15 protein-coding genes and 1 tRNA gene are annotated in these 20,257 nt (G+C 65.1%); 8 read left to right on the top strand and 8 right to left on the bottom strand.

The genetic code is table 11. The annotated features are described in order from the left end of the window. Positions 1-3,330 (top strand): bifunctional proline dehydrogenase/L-glutamate gamma-semialdehyde dehydrogenase, encoded by a 3,330-nt coding sequence (locus tag ACOGJC_RS17885; protein WP_419846345.1) that lies wholly within the window; start codon positions 1-3, stop codon positions 3,328-3,330. 142 nt (positions 3,331-3,472) lie between these two features. After that, positions 3,473-3,557 (top strand) — tRNA-Leu (locus tag ACOGJC_RS17880). Positions 3,558-3,598: 41 nt separating this feature from the next. Here ACOGJC_RS17880 and ACOGJC_RS17875 read toward each other — a convergent pair. Both ACOGJC_RS17875 and ACOGJC_RS17870 read right to left on the bottom strand, forming a co-directional pair. Beyond that, entirely contained in the window at positions 3,599-3,919 is a 321-nt protein-coding gene (locus ACOGJC_RS17875) for a type II toxin-antitoxin system RelE/ParE family toxin (protein ID WP_419846344.1), read from the bottom strand. A gap of 3 nt (positions 3,920-3,922) precedes the next feature. Then, a complete protein-coding gene (locus ACOGJC_RS17870; RefSeq protein ID WP_419846343.1) occupies positions 3,923-4,156 on the bottom strand; it encodes a type II toxin-antitoxin system ParD family antitoxin in 234 nt (77 codons plus the stop codon). Between the two features lie 132 nt (positions 4,157-4,288). On the opposite strand from ACOGJC_RS17870, the gene ACOGJC_RS17865 reads away from it, so the two are divergent. Continuing rightward, on the top strand, positions 4,289-5,182 hold the full coding sequence (locus tag ACOGJC_RS17865) for an NAD-dependent epimerase/dehydratase family protein (RefSeq protein WP_419846342.1): 894 nt from the start codon (positions 4,289-4,291) through the stop codon (positions 5,180-5,182). Between the two features lie 101 nt (positions 5,183-5,283). After that, positions 5,284-6,495 carry a cytochrome P450 gene (locus tag ACOGJC_RS17860; protein WP_419846341.1) on the top strand — a complete coding sequence of 404 codons (1,212 nt, stop codon included), beginning with the start codon at positions 5,284-5,286 and terminating at the stop codon, positions 6,493-6,495. A 28-nt stretch (positions 6,496-6,523) separates the two neighbouring features. Here ACOGJC_RS17860 and ACOGJC_RS17855 read toward each other — a convergent pair whose 3' ends face one another. Further along, complete coding sequence (locus tag ACOGJC_RS17855; protein WP_419846340.1) at positions 6,524-7,855, bottom strand: amidohydrolase family protein; 1,332 nt, start codon at positions 7,853-7,855, stop codon at positions 6,524-6,526. A gap of 163 nt (positions 7,856-8,018) precedes the next feature. On the opposite strand from ACOGJC_RS17855, the gene ACOGJC_RS17850 reads away from it, so the two are divergent. The 4 genes from ACOGJC_RS17850 to add all read left to right on the top strand — a co-directional run bounded on the left by ACOGJC_RS17850 (position 8,019) and on the right by add (position 13,914). After that, entirely contained in the window at positions 8,019-9,788 is a 1,770-nt protein-coding gene (locus tag ACOGJC_RS17850; protein ID WP_419846339.1) for an adenine deaminase, read from the top strand. 5 nt (positions 9,789-9,793) lie between these two features. Then, on the top strand, positions 9,794-11,590 hold the full coding sequence (locus ACOGJC_RS17845; RefSeq protein ID WP_419848271.1) for an adenine deaminase: 1,797 nt from the start codon (positions 9,794-9,796) through the stop codon (positions 11,588-11,590). Positions 11,591-11,677: 87 nt separating this feature from the next. Then, entirely contained in the window at positions 11,678-12,916 is a 1,239-nt protein-coding gene (locus ACOGJC_RS17840; protein WP_419846338.1) for an acyl-CoA dehydrogenase family protein, read from the top strand. Then, positions 12,913-13,914, top strand: a complete 1,002-nt coding sequence (gene add, locus ACOGJC_RS17835) for an adenosine deaminase (RefSeq protein ID WP_419846337.1) — start codon at positions 12,913-12,915, stop codon at positions 13,912-13,914. Before ACOGJC_RS17840 ends, add begins: the two co-directional genes overlap by 4 nt. On the opposite strand, the gene ACOGJC_RS17830 is transcribed toward add, so the two are convergent. The 5 genes from ACOGJC_RS17830 to ACOGJC_RS17810 all read right to left on the bottom strand — a co-directional run bounded on the left by ACOGJC_RS17830 (position 13,896) and on the right by ACOGJC_RS17810 (position 20,178). Beyond that, positions 13,896-14,831, bottom strand: a complete 936-nt coding sequence (locus ACOGJC_RS17830; protein WP_419846336.1) for an ABC transporter permease — start codon at positions 14,829-14,831, stop codon at positions 13,896-13,898. The two genes, add and ACOGJC_RS17830, sit on opposite strands and share 19 nt — an antisense overlap. Next, a complete protein-coding gene (locus tag ACOGJC_RS17825) occupies positions 14,828-15,952 on the bottom strand; it encodes an ABC transporter permease (RefSeq protein WP_419846335.1) in 1,125 nt (374 codons plus the stop codon). Before ACOGJC_RS17825 ends, ACOGJC_RS17830 begins: the two co-directional genes overlap by 4 nt. After that, entirely contained in the window at positions 15,945-17,495 is a 1,551-nt protein-coding gene (locus ACOGJC_RS17820) for an ABC transporter ATP-binding protein (RefSeq protein ID WP_419846334.1), read from the bottom strand. The genes ACOGJC_RS17825 and ACOGJC_RS17820 overlap by 8 nt, the downstream gene beginning before the upstream one ends. 7 nt (positions 17,496-17,502) lie before the next feature. Then, the gene (locus ACOGJC_RS17815; protein ID WP_419846333.1) at positions 17,503-18,672 is read right to left on the bottom strand and encodes a BMP family lipoprotein; all 1,170 of its coding nucleotides are present in this window, start codon (positions 18,670-18,672) and stop codon (positions 17,503-17,505) included. A 108-nt stretch (positions 18,673-18,780) separates the two neighbouring features. Further along, positions 18,781-20,178 (bottom strand): amidohydrolase family protein, encoded by a 1,398-nt coding sequence (locus tag ACOGJC_RS17810; protein WP_419846332.1) that lies wholly within the window; start codon positions 20,176-20,178, stop codon positions 18,781-18,783. Between the last annotated feature and the right edge of the window lie 79 nt (positions 20,179-20,257).

The following is a 20,257-nucleotide window of genomic DNA, read 5'->3' as shown; positions in this document are numbered from 1 at the left end:
ATGACTACGTACCCAAAGGAGCATGTCCCGTCCGAGGTTGAGGATCTGACTGCGCTGGCGGACCGCTCGGTGGCACTCGTGGACGAATGGCTCCGTGGGGCTGCTGTCGCGGAGACCGCGGCTGAGGGCCGCACCACTCGACGTCTTGCCGGTCTGGTGGCAGACCCAACAGGCGTGCGTTTCGGGATGGGGTTCGTCGACCGAGTGATCCGGCCCGAGAACAATCGGGTGGCGGCGCATCAACTCGCAGCGTTGGTGGATGACGAGGAGCTTCCTGGCTTCTTGTCCCGTTCTGATCGGCTGTTGCTACGGGCTGGCGCATGGCTCGGCCCGATCCTGCCGTGGCTGGTGATGCCGTTGGCTCGGCGCCGGATGCGGGCGTTGATCGGACATCTGATCGTCGATGCTGAAAGCGGGTCGATGCGGGCCCACTTGGGTCAGCGTCGCCGAGAGGGATTCCGACTCAACGTGAACCTCCTTGGTGAGGCCGTGCTCGGTGACCGGGAGGCGGCCCGCCGTCACGCCGAGGCGATGCGGCTGCTGACTGAGCCCGACGTCGACTATGTCTCGGTAAAGGTCACGTCGCTCGTTTCCCAGCTCAACGAATGGGACTTCGACGGGTGTGTGTCCCGGGTGGCCAAGGCGCTCACTCCGCTGTTCGAGCAGGCCCGGGCCACGTCGCCGGCGACGTTCATCAACCTCGACATGGAGGAGTACCACGACCTCGAGCTGACGCTCAGAGCATTCACGGAGGTCTTGAGCGAGCCGCGGTTCCACAGCGTCGACGCGGGTGTCGTGCTCCAGGCGTACCTGCCGGACTCGTTCGACGCTTTGCGGGAGCTCTCCGCCTGGGCCACCGAAAGGCGTGGTCGACATGTCGACGGACAGCGGGGCGGGACGGTCAAGGTCCGGCTTGTCAAGGGCGCGAACCTGGCCATGGAACAGGTCGACGCCGCGATGCACGGCTGGGAGCAGGCGCCATACACGACTAAGGCCGAGACAGACGCCAACTACAAGCGCTGCCTCGACTGGCTCCTCCACGCCGAGCGGCTGGGTGCAATGAAGGTCGGTGTCGCCAGTCACAACCTGTTCGATGTCGCCTTCGCGAAGTTGCTCGCCGAACAGCGGGCAGTGACTGACCGAGTCGAGTTCGAGATGTTGGAGGGCATGGCCCCGACCCATGCCCGCCTGCTGCAGGCCGACACCTTCGGGGTGCTGCTCTACACGCCGGCTGTCGCCGCCGCTGAGCTCGACGTGGCGATCAGCTACCTGTTCCGCCGGCTCGAAGAGAACGCGTCGGACGAGAACTTCATCCACCACCTCTTCACCATGGAGCCGGGGTCCGCAGCCGCCCAATCCGAAGCCGAGCGGTTTCGCCGGGCTGTTCGCGATCGCTGGACCGCCAGCGCGACGCCCAACCGCCGTCAGGACCGGACAGCACCGCCCACAGCCATCGCGCCCGACGCCGGCTTCCAGAACACGCCCGACACCGACCCGGCCTTGGCGGTGAACCGGCAATGGTTGAGCGAGGCACTGGCGGCATCTGACGTCGAGCCTCGGGCACCCTTGGTCGATGACGTCGGCGAGATCGACGCGACCCTCGAATCCGTGCGAGGCGCCCAACGTGGGTGGGCCGCACGAAGTGTCGAGGAACGACGCTCGGTGCTCCACGCGGTGGCGCACGAGCTCGAACGCAGACGAGGCGATCTCGTGTCGTGCATGGCGCACGAGGCCCGCAAGACCGTCGCTCAGGCCGACCCCGAGGTCTCCGAGGCGGTCGATTTCGCCCGCTACTACGGCGACCGCGCCCTCGATCTCATACAGGACGACGTCACCTTCGAGCCCCTCGGGGTGGTGCTAGTCGCCCCGCCATGGAACTTCCCCGTCGCCATCCCGGCCGGTGGGGTCTTGGCGTCGCTGGCGGCTGGAAACGCAGTGATCCTCAAACCGGCACCCGAGACCCACCGCTGCGCGGAACTGGTGGCCGAGTGCTGTTGGGCCGCCGGCGTCCCGGCGGATGTGCTGCGGTTCGTGCGGGTGCCCGACAACGACACAGGCCGCCACCTGGTCGCCCACCCCAGCGTCGACGCCGTTGTCTTGACGGGTGCGCACGAGACGGCGCAGCTGTTCCGCTCCTGGAAGCCCGGCCTGCGGATCTTCGCCGAGACCTCGGGCAAGAACGCAATGGTGATCACGCCCAACGCCGATCTCGACCTCGCGGTCGCTGACCTGGTCGACTCAGCATTCGGCCATGCCGGGCAGAAGTGCTCGGCGGCCAGCCTGGCCATCTGCGTCGGGAACGTCTACGACTCCGAGCGGTTCCGCCGCCAACTGATCGACGCGACGTCGAGCCTCCGCGTCGGCCCTCCCACCGACCTCGCCACCACCGTCGGACCAACCATCGTCGAACCTACCGGCAAGCTGCTGCGCGCCCTCACCAAGCTCGACACCGGTGAGCGGTGGCTGGTCGAGCCGCGGCGCACGGCGAAGGGCTTCTGGACGCCCGGCGTCAGAGAGAACGTGCAGCCTGGCTCGTGGTTCCACCAAACCGAGTGCTTCGGCCCCGTGCTCGGACTCATCCACGCCGACAGCCTTGAAGACGCAGTCCGGATCCAAAACGGCACCGACTTCGGGCTCACCGGCGGTCTCCACAGCCTGGACCGAGCCGAGATCGACTACTGGCTCGACAACGTGGAAGTCGGCAACGCCTACGTGAACCGGGGAACGACCGGTGCGATCGTCCAGCGACAACCCTTCGGCGGATGGAAGCGCTCGACCATTGGGCCCGGGGCCAAGGCTGGCGGGCCGAACTACGTCGCACAGCTCGGCCGATGGTCTCCCGAGGCCCCAGCCGTAGAGGACCAAGCGTGGCTGACCCGTGCAGTCGAGAGCGATGCGGCTGCCTGGGCCGAAGAGTTCGGTGTGGAGCACGACCCGACCGGCCTGTTCTGCGAATCGAACCGCTTCCGCTACCGCCCCCTTGAACGCGTCACGGTCCGCATCGAGGACACGTGCCGCGAAATCGCGTTCCAGCGGGTGCTGGCCGCGGCTGAGCGTTGCGGGGTCGACGTCACGCTCTCGACCGTGGCCGAGCAGACACCTGACGAGTTCGCTGCCCAGCTTGACCGTTCCCCGCCCGACATGGTGCGGGTGATCGGGACGCTCGCCCCGATCATCCGGGACACGGCCAACGACCTCGGGATCCAGGTTGCCGACGACCCGGTGCTGGCGAACGGCCGTCTCGAGCTGCTCCACTACCTGAGGGAACAGTCGGTCAGCCAGACGACGCACCGGTACGGCAACCTCCTGTCCCACCAGGTTCGCAGGTGATGAAGGCCGGGTGACGGGCAGCCGGCCAGCGGGGTTCCCCTCTCCCGCTGGCCGGCAGCTCCGTAGGCCCGCTGGCAATCTCATAGAGCCCTGGGTACCCGGCGCGATAGGGTGCCCTCTGCGCCGGTTTCCCGGCGTCCACGTCGGAGTGGCGGAATTGGCAGACGCGCTAGCTTGAGGGGCTAGTGCCCAATACGGGCGTGGGGGTTCAAGTCCCCCCTCCGACACCGACAGATGTCCGTTCTGAGCGCATCGGAGATTGGCGGTATCACGCGAGTGGAGGCGGGGAGAGGTGGGCGGGGATGTCTCTTCGGGCGTGCAGGATGCGCCAGATGTCGATGTGATTATCGGTGGCCACATAGAAGATGAGGTAGGGGAATTTCTGGAGAGGCAAGTTCCGAAGCTCTGGGATCTCTAGTTCAAATGCGAATCGGAGCGATCCGGTGAATGGATGCTGCTGAAGGTGGTTGATCGCGGCTTCTAGCGCGTCTACGAAATTGAGTGCGGTATCAGGACCGGCTTCCTCGCGGTAGTAGGCCACCGCGGCCTCGACGTCGTTGGCCGCGAGGGCGCGGAGGTGGACTTGCACGGGCTAGGTGTTGGCCTGTGCTTGGTCTCGGAGTGATTCGAAGTAGGTAGGGTCGGCTTCGGTGGCGATGGGGGATCGGGCGCCTTCGAGGAGAGCGTCTCGAAGTTGGCCGCGGTCGTAGTCGTGGCGGATCAGATCCCGTATGTACTCGCTGGTCGATCCATAGTTGCCATGGTTGACCTGAGAATCGACAAAGCTCTTGAGATCGTCGGGAAGAGATACGTTCATCGTGGCCATGACCCCAGAGTCTAGCGTTTTGGCAAACTTTGCCAAAGCACTCTTGGTCGGAATCCGATTGGAGCTGCTTGGAGTGTCGCACCCCGTGGGCTGGCAGTAGTTTGAGCCCATCAATCTGCAAAGGAGCCCATTGTGGAGTTGCAGGACAAGACCATTGTGGTGACGGGACCGACGGGGATGGTGGGGCCACCGCTGTGCAAGACCCTGGCCGCCGACAATCGGGTGATCGCGCTGGCCCGGTTCTCAGACCCTGATGCCCGGGCTGATCTTGAGGCTGGGGGAGTGGAGTGCATCGCGGTTGACTTCGTGAACGCCGACTTCTCAGGCGTCCCCCGCGACGTGGATGCGGTGGTGAACCTGGCGGTGATCAAGACCGGCGACTGGAAGACCGACTTGGCGGTGTGCTCGGAGGCCACCGGCCATCTGATGAGCCATTTCCGTGACGCGGAGGCGTTCATGCACTGCTCTTCGGGCGCGGTCTATCAGCCCAGCGGCGGCGAGCCCTTCACCGAGGACAGCCCCCATGGCAACCACCACGCCCACATGATGCCGACCTATTCGATCTCCAAGATCGCCTCGGAGTCGGTGGCCCGGTTCGCGGCCCGGGAGTTCAACCTGCCCACGGTGATCGCCCGGCTGAACGTGCCCTACGGCGACACCAACGGCTGGCCGCTGTTCCATCTGCTGATGATGCGGGCCGGCATGGCCATCGAAGTCCATACCGACGGCGCCCGCTACAACCTCAACCACGACGAGGACATCGCCGCCGACATCCCCGTGCTGCTCGACCAGGCCTCGGTGCCCGCCACCACGCTGAATTGGGCCAGCCCCGGGCTGGTGTCGGTCGCCGAGTGGTGCGAATTCATGGCCGAGATCGACGGCTGCGGCCCGCCCCAGATCGTCGAGTCCGAGAACGCAATCCCCAGCACCGTCATGGACACCAGCCGCATCGAGGCCCTGCGCCCCGACCGCCTGGTGAACTGGCAAGACGGCATCCGGCGCCTGGTTCTGAACAACCCCGCCTAAGCAGCAATCTGTTTGCCCGGCCCGCAGGCAGATTGTGGGCTTGGATCGCCGGAAGTACCCTGCGAAACCACCAAGCGGGCCGCGCCCACCAAGGGGGAACAGTGACTGCAATCGAACCCGACATCTTGTCGCCAACGTTTCTTGAGGACCCCAATGCCGTGCTGGAGGTCATGCGGGAGGAACACCCGGTGGTGTACCACGAGGCCACCGAGGCCTGGCTGATCTCGCGCTACGACGACGTGGAGCGGGCTTTCAAGGACAAGGCATTCACCTCAAAGAACTATGAGTGGCAACTGGAGCCCGTCCACGGCCGGACCATTCTCCAGATGGAGGGCCGCGATCACTCAGCCCACCGGAACCTGATTGCGCCGGCCTTCCGGGGCAGCGAGCTGACGGCCAAGTTCGTCCCGGTCATCGAGGCCAACGCCCGCGACCTCATCGACGGCTTCCGCCACGACGGCAAAGTCGATCTGGTCGATCAGTTCTCCATCCGCTTCCCGATCAACGTGATCGTCGACATGCTGGGCCTGGACAAGTCGGACCACGAGCGGTTCCAGAAGTGGTACCACTCGATCATGATGTTCCTCAGCAACCTCACCGGCGACGAGGAGGTCATGGCCCAGGGGCTCCAGACCAAAGAGGAGCTCGAGGCCTACATGATGCCGATCATCGCCGAGCGTCGGGCCAACCCCGGCGACGACCTGCTCAGCACGCTGTGTACCGCCATCATCGACGGCGAGCAGATGACCGACCTGGAGATCAAGGCGTTCGTGTCGCTACTGCTGGTGGCCGGGGGAGAGACCACCGACAAGGCGATGGCCAACATGATGATGAACCTGATCGCCAACCCCGATCAGCTCCAAGCCGTTCGTGACGACCGCAGCCTCATCGACAACGCCTTCGCCGAGACGCTGCGGCACTCACCGCCAGTGCAAATGATCATGCGCCAGCCCGAGGAAGACGTGGAGATGCACGGCGTGACCATCCCGGCTGGCTCTACGGTCACCTGCCTCATCGCCGGCGCCAATCGGGACCCTCGCCACTACGCCGATCCCGACACCTTCAACATCTTCCGTGAGGACTTGGACGTGTCCAAGGCGTTCTCCGGGGCGGCCAACCACACTGGCTTCTGCCTGGGCCGGCACTTCTGCATCGGCGCCATGCTGGCCAAAACCGAAGTCGACATCGCCACCAACCAACTACTCGATGCCATGGACAACGTCGAATTCGACGGCATGCCGCCCACACCCGAGGGTGTGTTCACCCGGGCTCCCAAAACCATGCCCCTCACCTTCACCCCGACCGGTCTCTAAGGAACCAGCCTTAGCGGGACAAGCGGCGCTACTCGTTCTTCCCCAGGGTGGTTGCGGGGCTGGGGGTGGCGCCTTTGAGATGACGGCGGCGCTCGAACAGCTCTTCGGCCGCGGCTTGGGCCTGCTCGGCAACCTGGGCGACGTCGACTGAAGTCACCTCTCCGTTGGCCACCAGTTGCCGCCCTTGCACCCAGACGTTGGCCACGTCGTGGGATGACGCGGTGAACACCAGGTGGGCGGCGATGTTGAAATCGTCTCCGCGCATGACCGGCACAAAGTGCAGCCCGCCCAAGTCCACGGTGACGATATCGGCGTCCTTGCCGGCCTCTAGTGAGCCGGTCACGTCGTCGAGGCCCAGCGCCCGGGCGCCCGAAAGCGTGGCCATGTCGAGGATGTCCCAGGGATCGCCGGTGGTGGGATCGAGAGTGCTCACCTTCTGGAGCAGCGACGCGAACTTCATCTCCTCGAGCATGTCGAGGTTGTTGTTCTCCTTCTCCCCGTCGGTGCCCAACCCCACCGTCATGCCCTGCTGGCGGTAGAAGCCGATCCGCGCCGGACCCGACGAAAGCTTCATGTTGGAACAGGGGCAGTGAGTGACGCTGGTTCCGGTCTGCACCATCAATTGCACTTCCCGGTCGTCCAGCCACACCCCGTGGGCGATCACAGTATGGGGTCCCAGAATTCCCCGGTTGTAGAACTCCTCGATGGGGCGGCGGCCGAACTGGCGCAGGCACTCCTGCACTTCCCAGATCGACTCCGAAGAATGGGTGTGGATACCGGTGTCGAACTCCTCGGCCAGGGCGGCTGCCCCTCGGAACATGTCGGGCGTGCAATAGAAGATGTGCTCGAGGCCCACCCAAGTGCGCACCCGGCCATTGGCGGCCACCCGGTGGGACTCCAGCAGCCGCCGATTGGTCTCCAGGGTCTCGAAGTAGTCGTACAGGTCGGCGGTGTAGGGGGCCAGAGTGGCCCGGATCCCGATGGCCTCGGCGACCCGGGCCGAGCCATCCATGTGCCGCCACATGTCCAGCACCGACGTAGTGCCGCCCCGCAGTCCCTCGGTGTAGGCCATCCACGAGGCCGCCTCGGCTATCTCCGGCGTGAGAGCGCGGTGGGCCGGATCGATGTGGTCTTCCAGCCACTCCCAAAGGGCCAGCGATTCCGCGGTTCCACGCAGCAGGCCCGAGTGCAGGTGGCAGTTGTGAAATCCCGGGACCACCGCGTGCCCGGTGGCGTCGACCACCTCCACATTTGAGGCCGCAGCGTGCTGGTCGACATCGTCGACGCGGCCCACAAGCTCGATCTTGCCGTCGATCACCAACACTGAACCCGGATCGAAGGCCGCCTTCGAGCCCTCCATCGGGAGCACCGTTCCACCGCGTAACAAGAAACTGGTCACCGTACCTGCCTTCAACAGCCACTTCCGCGGGCCACAGTAGTTGTTTGTGTCCGCCATGCTCGCCTGTAGTCGTCTGCCAGTCATTCCACAGCCTGCGGCATCGGCCAAGAGCTAGCGTCTGTTTATGTACAGTCATCTTGACGAGGAGACTCGGTCTCGAGCAGTCGGGGCCGCATTGGGCAACGAACCCTTCGACCTGATCCTGACTGGCGGCACAGTGGTTGACGTGGGGACAGGGGAGCTGCGCAGCGCTGACGTGGGACTCGTTGGTCCGATGGTCGCCAGCGTCCACCCAACGGGAACTCGCACCGATGCCGCCGACTCATTCGATTGCGCCGACCGTTTCATTGCCCCTGGATTCATCGATATGCATGTGCACTTCGAGAGTTCGATGCTCACTCCCGGCGGTTACGCGGAAGTGGTCTGTCCCCGGGGCACCACCACCGTTTTCATAGACCCGCACGAGCTGGCCAACATCGCCGGAGTTGAAGGCGTTCGGTACGCCGTGGAAGCCAGTCGAGGGCTGCCGGTTCGTTTCGTCGTACAGGCCCCATCCTGCGTACCACCGCTACCGGGATTGGAACTCTCGGGCCACGATCTGCACGCAGCTGATATCGCTGAGATGCTCTCCTGGGATGAAGTAGGTGGCCTAGCCGAGGTCATGGACATGGGCGGGGTCTTGACGCGCGACACCCGTATGGTGGAGATCGTCGCCGCCGGCCACGAGAGCGGCAAGCTGGTCAGCGGGCACGCCGCTGGCCTGACCGGGCCCGCCCTCCAGGCTTATCTCAGCGCAGGCATATTCTCCGACCACGAGGTGTTCGCCCACATTGATGCCATGGAGAAGCTTCGGGCGGGAATGACCGTCGAACTGCGGGGCGCCTTCGACTTCGTGCTCCCGCTCCTAGTCGAAGAACTGGCCCAGCTACCGGAGTTCCCCACCCACCTCATCGCTGCTACCGACGACCTTTTCGCCCTCACGCTGCTGGAAGAAGGGGGCATCGACGACCTCCTACGCCGTCTGATCCGCTATGGCCTGCCACCGGTTAGAGCATTGCGAGTCGCCACCTATAACGCGGCCTACCGGCTCCAACGCACCGACCTCGGCCAGGTCGCCGCGGGGCGACGGGCCGACATGGTGGTGCTGTCCTCATTGGAGGACGTCGTGGTCGACGACGTGTTCTTTGACGGTCGACGGGTGGCCCACGGAGGAGCGATGCTTGAGCCGGTCACCGAGGCACCCTCAAGTCCTCCGCTCGACACGATCCAGTTGCCGGCAATGTCCCCCGAGGACTTCGTCTATCGGCTGCCTGGGATTGCCGACGGCAAGCACCGTCTCAGAGTGGTCGAAGGTGTTGTGCTTACTGACTGGGGCGAAGCCGAAGTCGAGGTCGTCAACGGGATCGTTGCCATTCCCGACGGCTATTTGCTGAACGTGGTCGTACACCGCCACGGACGGATTCCGGCCACACCAGTCGCCGGTCTACTCGGCGGTTGGGGACACTGGACCGGCGCAGTGGCTACTACGCTCAGCCACGACACCCACAACCTCGCAGTATTCGGCCGCGACCCGTCAGACATGGCGGTAGCGGCCAACGCGGTGATTGCCGCCCGAGGCGGGGTCGCAGTGGCACGAGACGGCGAAGTGGTCTCGATCCTGGAGCTCCCCGTGGCGGGAATCCTGTCGCCTTTGCCTGCCACCGAGGTCGCCCGGCTTCAAGGCGAGGTGGGCGCCGCAGCCGAAGCCATAGGACTGCCGCCCGGACCCCTCACCCAACCACTCTTCTCGGTCATGTTGATGAGCTTGGCCTGCTTGACGGGTCCGCACGTGACCGACATCGGCGTTGTCGACGGCACGCTAGGTCAGCTGGTCGACGATCTCGTATTGGCGTGAGCAATATGTTCATTGGTGCCGACCTTGCTCCCACCCCCGAGCAGATTCTGCGGCTTCAGGCCACCGCCCGAGGTGATCAGCCGGCCGACTTGGCCATTCGGGGCGGCATGGTGCTGGCGCTCCACAACCGCGAGCTCATCGAGCGAGACGTCCTGATCGTCGGGGAGCACATCGCCGCGGTGACGCCGCCCGGACGGCTGGAGGCCACCATAGAAGTCGATGCGTCGGGCCAGTTTGTAGCGCCGACGTTCATCGACGTTCACCTCCACATCGAGTACACCATGCTCACGCCGGGGGAGTTGGCCCGATTGGTGGTGCCCCGGGGCACCACCACCGTGTTGGCCGACCCCAACTGTTTGGCCAACGTGGTCGGCACCCAGGGCGCCGATGCCATGGCCTCCACGGCCACGCCGATGCGCATCTTCCAGCAGATCTCCCACAAGATCCCCCGGGTGCCCGACCTGGAGTTGGGCGGAGCAGTGATGCCCGAAGAAGACGTGCTGGAGCGCCTCACCGCGGCAAATGTGGCCGCGTTGGGCGAGAGCAACCCGTTCGACCTGGACATATCCGCCGCCCGCAAGGCCCACACCGCTATTGCCGCGGGCCGGAGGCTGACAGGCCACACCGCCCGCATCACCGACGAACCGCTCTGGGCCTATGTGGCCGGTGGCATCAGCGATGACCACAACGCGTTCGACACCGCCGAGGTCATCGACCGGCTCCGCCTCGGGGTGATGATTACGGTGATGTCGGGGTCGATGAACGACAACGTGCCGTTGGTGTTCGAGGATGTTGGCGCAGTATCCGGAGGGTTCGACCACATGAGCTTCTGCGCCGACGACCGCCACGTGGAGGATCTCCGGGACGAGGGCCACATCGACCACCACGTCCGCAGCGCCATTGCCGAGGGGGTCCCGGCCATAGAGGCCTACCGGATGGCCTCGCTCAACGCCGCGCAGTACTACCGCCTTGATCACCTACTGGGTTCGATCACCCCCAGCCGGCTGGCCGATGTGATGCTCCTCGACGACCTGGCTGAGGTGCGACCCTCGCTGGTCATCGTGGGTGGAGAGGTCGCCGGTCGAGACGGCGAGGCCGCCTTCGACAATCCCGACACCATGCCGGATTGGATACGCAACACGGTTCATCTGCCCGGCGATTTCGGACCCGACCTGTTCCGAGTGGAAGCCGACGCCGCTCCCGACGAGGTGGCCGTGGTTCGCGCCATGGAAATGTACGACGGCTATTTCAAGCGGGCCATGGAAGCGGAGCTCCCAGTAGTGGACGGCAACGTAGTCCCCGATCCTGCCATCGACATCGCCAAGATCACGGTTGTCGACCGCCATCATGGCACCGATACCCGGGCAACGGGATTCGTGCGGGGGTTCGGGCTTACCCGCGGCGCTCTGGGCATCACCAGCAACTGCGAGAACCAGAATCTGGTGGTGGTGGGCACCAGCGACGATGACCTCGCTCACGCCGCCCGCACCCTCCAGCAGATCGGAGGCGGCTACGTGTGCGTGGCCGACGGCGAGGTGTTGGCCACCGTTCCGCTCCCCTTGGGGGGGATCATGAGCGACCAGCCATGGGAGCAGGTGTACGACGAGTCGATTGAGGCCAACCGTGCCGCGGCGTCGCTGGGTTGCGATATTGCATCGCCCTACATGATCCTGGCCTTCGTCGGTTTGGCCGGTGTCCCCGACTACGGCCTTACCGAGAAGGGTCTCATCGACACCTTCACCCAGTCGTTCATTCCCGTGCTCTTGTGCTGCCGGTGCCCGCAGCACGTTCACAATGGATAGGGCACAAAGATGGGCCAGGCGCTGTGGATGAGGCACGATAGCGGGGGACAGGTTGAATCCAATTGACCGGCGATTGAGGAGAAAACGATGACATTGGCACGGCTGTTGGGATCGGCGATCGCCCCTCCGGTGCTCGGCGACGGCGAAGAGCAGGCCCTGGAGACACTGGACGAGGTGATTGCCGAGGTGGTGGCGCCGCTGGCGCCCGAGCACGACGACGCGGGCCGGTATCCCACCAGAGCTGTCGAGGCCCTCAAAGGCTGCGGATTCCTGGGGCTGGCCGTGCCGGCGGAATTCGGCGGCATCGGGGCATCGCACACCGCCAGCCTGCACGCCCAGGTTCGACTAGCCGCAGCCGACTCCTCGGTGGCCCAGGTCTACAAGGTGCACGACGAGCTGGTGCGGGAGATCTTCAGCTACTGCTCCGACGATCTGAAGCCCCGGCTGGCGTCGCTGGTCCTCGAGGAGAACGCCATGTTGGGCTTGGCCGTGGCCGAGGCCGGGCGCACGGTGGCCGATCCGTTCACCACGGTGGCCCTGGAGCAAGAAGACGGCAGCCACGTGATCAGCGGCCAGAAGATCTACACCACTGGATCCGCCGAGGCCGACTACGTGGCGGTATGGGGCGTCAACCCCGAGCGCTTCACCCCCGAGAACCCGTTCTTCGCACTCCAGTTGAACCTAGTGGCCAAAGACACCCCGGGCATGACGGTCCATCGCGACTGGGACACCCTCGGCCAGCGGGCCACCGATTCGGGGTCCATCAGCTTTGAGAACGTCCATGTGGGTGCCGAGTGGAATGCCAGCATCCCCGGGCGGGCGCCATTGCCCCATTCGGGGGTCCGGTTCGAGGCTGGATTCGCGGCGGTGAACATCGGGATAGGCATCGGTGCGCTTCAGGCCGCGGTGCCGTTCGTAAACGAGCACAGCCGCCCGTGGCCCTCGGCCGAGGTGGACAACGCGGCCGACGATCCCATGGTGCAGCGGACGACGGGGGAGCTGGTGGCCGATCTGGCTGCCGCCCATGAGTTGACCATGCGCTGTGGGGAGTTGATCGACGCCTTCGAGCGGGGCGAGATGAGCCGCACCGACCTGGCCATCCCGATCTACGCCGCTCGCTCGGCGGCCGACCGGGCCGGTTTGGCCGCGGCGCAGGGCATCTTCGGGCTCATGGGTACTCGCTCGGTACGGCGTCCTCTGGGATTCGATCAATGGTGGCGCAACGTCCGCACGCTCTCACTGCACGACCCGGTGGAGTGGAAGCACGCCGAGATCGGCCGTCACGTCCTCACCGGATGGGATCCTCCCCCCGGCATTTACACATGACGTCGCCCGGCGCGGAGCAGATTCGCGCTGTCCCCAAGATCGAGTTGCACATCCACCTGGAGGGCACGTTCCGCCCTGAGCGGGTGGCCGAGCTAGCCGCCATGGTCGGGGAGGTGCCGCCCCGGCCCGTGGATCGCCTCTTCGAGGTGGACAATCTGGCCGACTTTCTGGAAACGCTCGACTGGGTGTGCGGGCTCGTGCGTGACGAACCCACGGCTGAGCAAGTGGCCTACGACTTTGCCGCCTACGCCCATGACCAGGGCATCGTCTACGCCGAGGTAATCGTGAATCCCACCCACTGGTCGGGGCTGACCACTGGCGAGCTCTTCACCGCCTGCGCTCAAGGGTTCGATAGGGCCCAGGCCGACGGCCTCGGCGACTTTCGATTGCTGCCCTCGATTCTCCGGCAGCAATCCGAAGAAGAAGCCCAGCAGTTGGTTCAGTGGATAGAAGGCGCAGGGTTGGAACGAATCGTCGGACTCTCCATCGACGGCAACGAAGAGGCCGCCGGGCGCACTGGGCCCCGGTTTGCCTCTGCCTACGCCGAAGCGGCCCGAATCGGGCTGGGGCGCACCGCCCACGCCGGCGAGTCGTCGGGGGCTGAAGGGGTCCGCGACGCCATCGAGCTGTTGGGCGTGAGCCGCATTGATCATGGGGTTCGCTGCCTTGAGGATTCGGCGGTGTTGGATCTGGTCCAAGAGCGGAACATCACCCTGAACGTCTGTCTGACGTCCAACTGCACCCTGCTCTACTCAAGCTTGGACGACCATCCGATCAGGGAACTGGCCGCGGCGGGGGTGCGCTTCACCATCAACACCGACGACCCCGAGACGCTGGGCATCTCCCTGTGCAGCGAGCTCCGGTTGGCCGCCGACCACCTGGGTTGGAGTCTGGGCGATCTAGTCGCCGCCCAGCACCGAGCTATAGATGCCGCCTTTTGCTCCGATGCCGACAAGCAGGCGCTCAGGGCCGTGGTAGATCAGACCGTGGGGACGTAGTTCTCACCCAGCCCTCGGGGCATCCGGGCCCAACGGGCGCTCACGGTGAGGATCACCAAGGCCACGAAGAACGGTATGGCGTTGAGACCCTCGATGGGCACGTCCACGAACACGTTATTGAGGTTGAACCCCAGTGCCTCGAAGAACCCGAAGACAAACGCGCCCACCGCGGCCCCCCAGATGCTCCAACTGGCCATGATGATCACGATCAGAGCGATGAACCCGCGGTTGGCGGTGAGATAGGGCTGGAACCGACCCACGCTGCCCAGCATCAGCGCGGCGCCGCCCAGACCGCCGAGGAATCCAGAAATCAACGTGGCCTGCGTGCGGATGCGCAAAACGTCGACACCCTTAGCCGCGGCCGCGTCGGGGTCCTCCCCAACTGCTTTGACCTCAAGACCGAAGATGGTCCGCGACGCCACGAATCCCGCCACCAGCACCAGCGCCAGCGAGAGCCACGTGTACCAGCTGTGGCCGAATACGGCATCGCCGAGCCATGGGATGTCCGACAGGAGCGGGATGTCTATTTCCGATGGCAGGGAGACTTGGCGGTCTCGTCCCCCGACATCGGTGGTGACGTGGAAGATGTAGCCCGTGGTGCCGATGCCCAGGATGGTCAGCCCGAAACCGACCACAACTTGGTTGGCGAAGAGGCGAATTGAGAGCAAGACCATGATGAACGCCAAGCCCATTCCGGCCAGCCCGCCCACCAGGAAGCCGAGCGGGGCCGCGGTTGGGTCGGCGACATACAGGGAGGTCAGGGCGCCGATGATCATGTAGCCCTCGAGGCCCAGATTCAGCACCCCGGCCCGCTGGGCGAACGTCTCGCCGATCGATGCGTAGATCAACGGGGTGGCCAGCCGCAGTCCGCCGGCCACGGTGGCGCTCCAAAACGTGGCTTCCAGAAGCTGGCTCATGTCCGTCTCTTCCCGATGAGGGTGAAGTTGGCCATGACCCCGCGGGTGAGGCGGATGATCTGGGGCGCATAGCGGATGGAGAACCCGAGCAGAAGAAGCGCCTGGATGATGTCGGAGAGCGAGGCCGGGATGCCCTCCGATGACTGCATGGCCAGACCGCCAGACTGAAGGGCGCCGAACAAGAGGGCCGCCACCAAGACTCCACCCGGGGTGGCCCCCCCGAGGAAGGCGACAACCAGGCCGAAGAAGCCGATGTCGGATGCGATCTCCACGTAGACCCTCTGGAGAAGCCCCGCGGCCTGAATCCATCCGACGAGACCGGCGGTTGCCCCGGAGATGAGGAGCGAGTTGACGATGACGCGGTTGCCGGAGATGCCCAGGCTCTGGGCCAGGCTCGGGTTCTCGCCGTACAGGTCGTAGCTGAACCCCCGGTCGGAGCGCACCCACCACACGAAAAGCAGTCCGATGGCCACGGCCACGAACACCCCGATATGGAAGCGGGTCCCGTCGATCACCAGTCCCAAAACGCCGTTGTCGGGGTAGGGGTCCGACTGCGGCGTGATGGCGGTGGGGGGTTTGAGGGGATTGTTCAGGAGGTACTCGATGAGCAGGGCGGCGAATTCGGTGAACAGGAGGGTGGAGAGGATCTCGTTGACACTGAAGTGGGCCCGCAACAGCGCGGGGATCAACACCCACGCCATGCCGAACAGAGCGCCTCCCAGGGCGGCAGCCGGAATGGCAACCGCCGAAGGAGCGCTCTCGAAGAACTGGGCGGTCACGAGCGCTCCGATGGCCCCGGCCACAACTTGCCCCTGGGCGCCGATGGTGATCAAGCCGGCGCGAAGCGCAACTGCGGTGCCGTACCCCACAATGGCCAGGGGAGCGGCCCGGGAGAGGGTCTCACCGAGGGCGAACTTCGAACCGAACGCGCCGTCGACCATGGCGGTGTAGGCGGTAAGCGGGTTCTCACCGGACATGAGCATGATCAGCCCGCCAAGAACAATGGCGATGAGCACGGCCAGGCAGCTTGTCGACAACGACGTGGTGAGTCGGCGCCCCTCGTCTTTGCGGGACTCGGGGGACGCGTCGCCTACATCGCCGCCGATGAAGGTGTCAGCCACTCACTGCCTCCGTGGTCTCGGTCAAGCCGGCCATAGCCGCCCCCAGGCGCTCAGATGTCATCTCCTCAATGGGGAACGCGTCGGTCACTCGTCCGCGGTACAGCACGATGACCCGGTGGGCTAGGTCGGATACCTCATCGAGGTCGGCAGAAATAACCACAACGGCACCACCGGCCTGGGCGGCCGCGAAACAGCGATCGCGCATGGCTTTGGCCGCTTCAGGGTCGAGTCCCTTGGTGGGGCCATGAGCCACCAGCACCGTGGGATTCTTCTCGAGTTCCCGAGCGGCCATCAGCTTCTGCTGATTCCCGCCCGACAGCGAGCTTGCCATCGCGGCGGGCTCAGGGGGACGGACATGGAATCTCTCGACCAATTCCCGGGCGTGGCGGGCGATCTTGTCCGGCAGTCTGACGCCGAAACGGGTGAACCTCCGGCTTCCCACATGGCGGGCGGTGGCGTTGTCGGCCACCGAGAAGGCAGCGGCCAGTCCGGTGGAGCGGTCTTCGTGCAGGTGGGCAACCCCTGCGGCGATGGCCTTCCGAGCCGACCCGGAGATGTCCTCGCCGTCTACCACGACGTGGCCGCTGGCCAGTTTGACTTGTCCGGTGAGGGCCTGGGCCAGCGATTCCTGGCCATTGCCGGCGATGCCGACCACTCCGAGTATCTCCCCGCCGGCTACTTCGAATTCGAGGTCGTGACAGCCGATCTCCTGGGTTGACGAGACAGAGAGGTTGCTGACGCTCAGCCGGGTTGGCCCTTGCGCAATCTCGGGCCGATTGACCTCCAAAAGCGAGACGTCGCCGATCATCAGGGTGGCGACCTCGCGGAGGTCGGCGGCCCGCACATCGGCTCCCTCTACCACCACCTTTCCGCCCCGAAGCACGGTGAGCCGATCGGCTAGTTCAGCCAGTTCGGGCAATCGGTGGGAGATGTAGAGGATGGGGGTGCCTTCAGCCCGGAGGCGATGGCACAGAGCAATGAGGGCTTGGGTCTCGATCGGTCCCAGCGCGGAGCTGGGCTCGTCGAGGATCAGCAGCCGTGCTCCCCACGCCACCGCGATGAGAATCTCAGCTTGCTGTCGAACGGCCAACGGCATGTCGTCGACGAGCGTCTCCGCGGGAACGTTCAGCGCGTACTCGTCGGACCACCGCTCAACCTCGGCCCGGGCCGCGGCGGCATTGAAGATTGCCGGAGCATCTGGTCTTCCCAGTTGCAGGTTCTGGGCGACGGTAAGGCCTCGGACCAGCGACAGTTGCTGTCGAACGTGGGCCACTCCGGCCGCAGCTCCTTCCCGGCGCGAGGAGGGCCGGTAGAGCTCGCCGAACAGGCTCATCGAACCGGAATCAGATCGGATCGAACCGGCGACGATCTTGGCCAGTGTGGACTTGCCCGCTCCGTTCTCGCCGACAAGCGCGTGGATCTCACCTGCTTCCAGCGTGAAATCCACGTTGGCCAGCGCCTGGACGGACCCGAACCGCCGGGAGACGCCCCTGACCGAGAGGGGCGTACCGGTGGCCGGGTCCGCGCCTGGTTCGGAGGTCAACGAGTGTCTAGCCGGGGAACGGGATCGCGAACTCGCCGGCTTCGATGGAGGCGACCAGTTCGTCGAGGGCGGCTTGCAGCTCGTCGAGCCCCACCGCGGTTTCCACCGTTGCCGCCATGTTGACCGGCAAGACTTCTACCTGGGCGTTGAAGATGCCGCCCGGATAGAAGGCGTATCCCTCTTCGCCCACCGCGTGCACTTCGCCATCGGGTGTGCCGAAGGTTCCGTTGCGGACCTGGTCGAAGAACGACAGGTACAGGTCCTTCATCCGGATGACGGTGGCCGCCAGATAGACATCGGGTGCGGTCTGCTCCTGGGAGCCGAATCCGACCGCGATCGGGATCCCGGCCGCTGATGCGGTCTGAGCCGCACCGATGCAGATTCCATCACCGGAGCAGTAGATGAAGTCGGCCCCCTGGTCGATCAGCTGCTGGCTGACCTCAGCGGCGGCTTGGACGTCGACGAACGAACCGGCAAAGCCCTCAAGGAAGTTCAGATCGGGGTTCACCGACAGGGCTGCATCGCGGAACGACTGATGCATGGTCTTCACGAAGTCGAACTCGGGACCGCCGACGATCCCGATGGTGTCGCCGATGACTGCCTGCGCGGCCAAGATGCCGTTCGGATAGGCCATGTCCTGAACGTTGTACAGCCAGTCCACCACGTTGCTGGAGGTGACCGAGCCGGGAACCAAGATACCGCCGGTCATCGAGAAGGCAACGTCGGGGAACTCGTCGTAGAGCTGCTGGATCGGATCGACATACTCGATGCCGTGGCCCAGGATCAGGTCGAACCCCTGGCTGGCGAAGTCGCGGAGCGCCGGTAGCGAGTCGGTCGGGTCGATGATCTCCTCAAGAACCTGAGTCTCGACGTTTCCGTCCTCGGCCACGGCATCTCGCAGACCCTCATAGGCCGCCTGGCTGAAAGAGTTGTCGTTGCGGACACCGGGCAGCAACAGGGCCACCCTGAGAGCATCCCCGTCGTCTTCAGGCTCGGGCTCCGGTTCGGGCTCCTCTTCCGGTTCAGGCTCCGGTTCGGTCTCCTGGCTGTCGGTAGGCGCCGGCTCGGGTACTGGTTCTGCGTCGGTGTCGTCGTCGTTGCCGCACGCTGCGGCTACCAGGCCGAACACCATCAGCAGCGCAAAAAGTTTGAACAAGATCGAAGAACGCCGTTTCACGGAAATACCCCCTCCTGGTACGGCGTTGTCGTTGGACAACACGCGCAATCTGACAGCAACCGACACTACCCCCTTGCTGATCAGGTGTCGATTGAGAGTGTCGGCAAGTCAGCCGCGGCGCCGGTGCGAGGACGGGCGGACGGGATAGGCCTCACGGGCCGCGTCGGCGATGGCCGTCTCGTCCACCGTGGTGCAGCGACCGTCTCGGACCACAACTTCACCTCCCACCATGACCAAAGAGGCCCGATCAGATAACCCGCCGAGAACCAGTCCGATGACCGCGTCGTGGACTCCCACACGGTCGACGGTGGTCATGTCCCACGCCGCGATGTCGGCAGCCTTTCCCGGTTCGATTGCGCCCAGCTCATGGCGCCCCAGGCAGGCCGCCGAACCCCGGGTGGCCAGGTCTAGCAGCTCGCGGGCGCTCGGCCACTTCTGCGGTGAGGTGTGCATGTCGCGGTGGGCCAGGGCGGCCAGTCTCACGTCGCCGAGCTGGTTGCAGCCATCGTTGGAGGCCGACCCGGTCGTGCCGAATCCGACCTTGCATCCGGCATCGAGGTACTTCCGCAGGGGGGCCAGCCCCCAGCCCATGCGGAGATCAGGCGCGATCAGGTGCACGATGCCGACGCCGGCCTCGGCAAATTCCGGGATCTCCTCATGAGGGGGATCAACCATGTGAGCCAGCCATACCCTGTCGTGGTGCCAGCCGGTGTCCCGAAGGAAATTCCACGGGGTGATGCCATAGGTGTCGACACAGAATCCGGTGTCGATGACCTCATAAAGGTGGGTGTGCAATCCAACCTCCGGGTACTCGGCGGCCAGTCGGGCGAACTCCCGATACATCTCCGGCTCGTCGGTGTGCACACCGCAGGGCGCCAGATCTATCCGGATCTGCGCCAGGGGGTCAGGGTCGTGGTACTGATCCAACAGCTCTTGAGAGTGGCGCAGGACCTCGTCGATCGTTTGGCACGCGATGTCGGGGACCACGCCGCCGTGCCGCTTGCCCTTGGTCATGGAGCCCCGACCGGCGTGCAACCGGATGCCGGTCTCCAAGGCACCCTCGATCATCTCCTCGATGAAAGGCTCCGTGTTGCCCTCGACGAACACGTAGTGCTGGTCGGCGACGGTGGTAACCCCGCCCAGCAGCGACTCGACCATGCCCGCCCGGGCGACCGCGCCGACCGAGGCCGGCGTGTAGTGCCCCTGGCGCCACAGGTACAGCGTCTTCACGTGGAGCGCGGTCAGCCAGGGGTGAATGGGCGCCCGCTCGAGCTCGACAAACGAGCGGAGTCCCACCTGGTAGAGATGCTGGTGCCCGTTGATCAGACCAGGGAGCACGAGCAGACCGCGGCCGTCGATGACTTCAACAGAGTCGTCGACCTTCAGGTCATGGCCCACCGCGGCGATGCGTGAACCCGACACCAACAGGTCTGCGCCTTCCATCTCGCGGTCGTTGGCGTCGAAGGTGACGAGATGGCTGATATTGCGAATCAAGGTGTCGGGCATCTCCTGCGAGTTTCGCCCTTGAGCCTGGGGCAGTGCAATCGCCGCTGATGGGCTTGGCCATCGCTCGCTAGTGTCGAGA

Source organism: Candidatus Poriferisocius sp. (assembly GCF_965204015.1).
Taxonomy (GTDB): Bacteria; Actinomycetota; Acidimicrobiia; order Acidimicrobiales; family Bin134; genus Poriferisocius.
The sequence above is the reverse complement of the archived record's forward strand: the minus strand, read 5'-3'. Positions and strand labels throughout refer to the sequence as shown.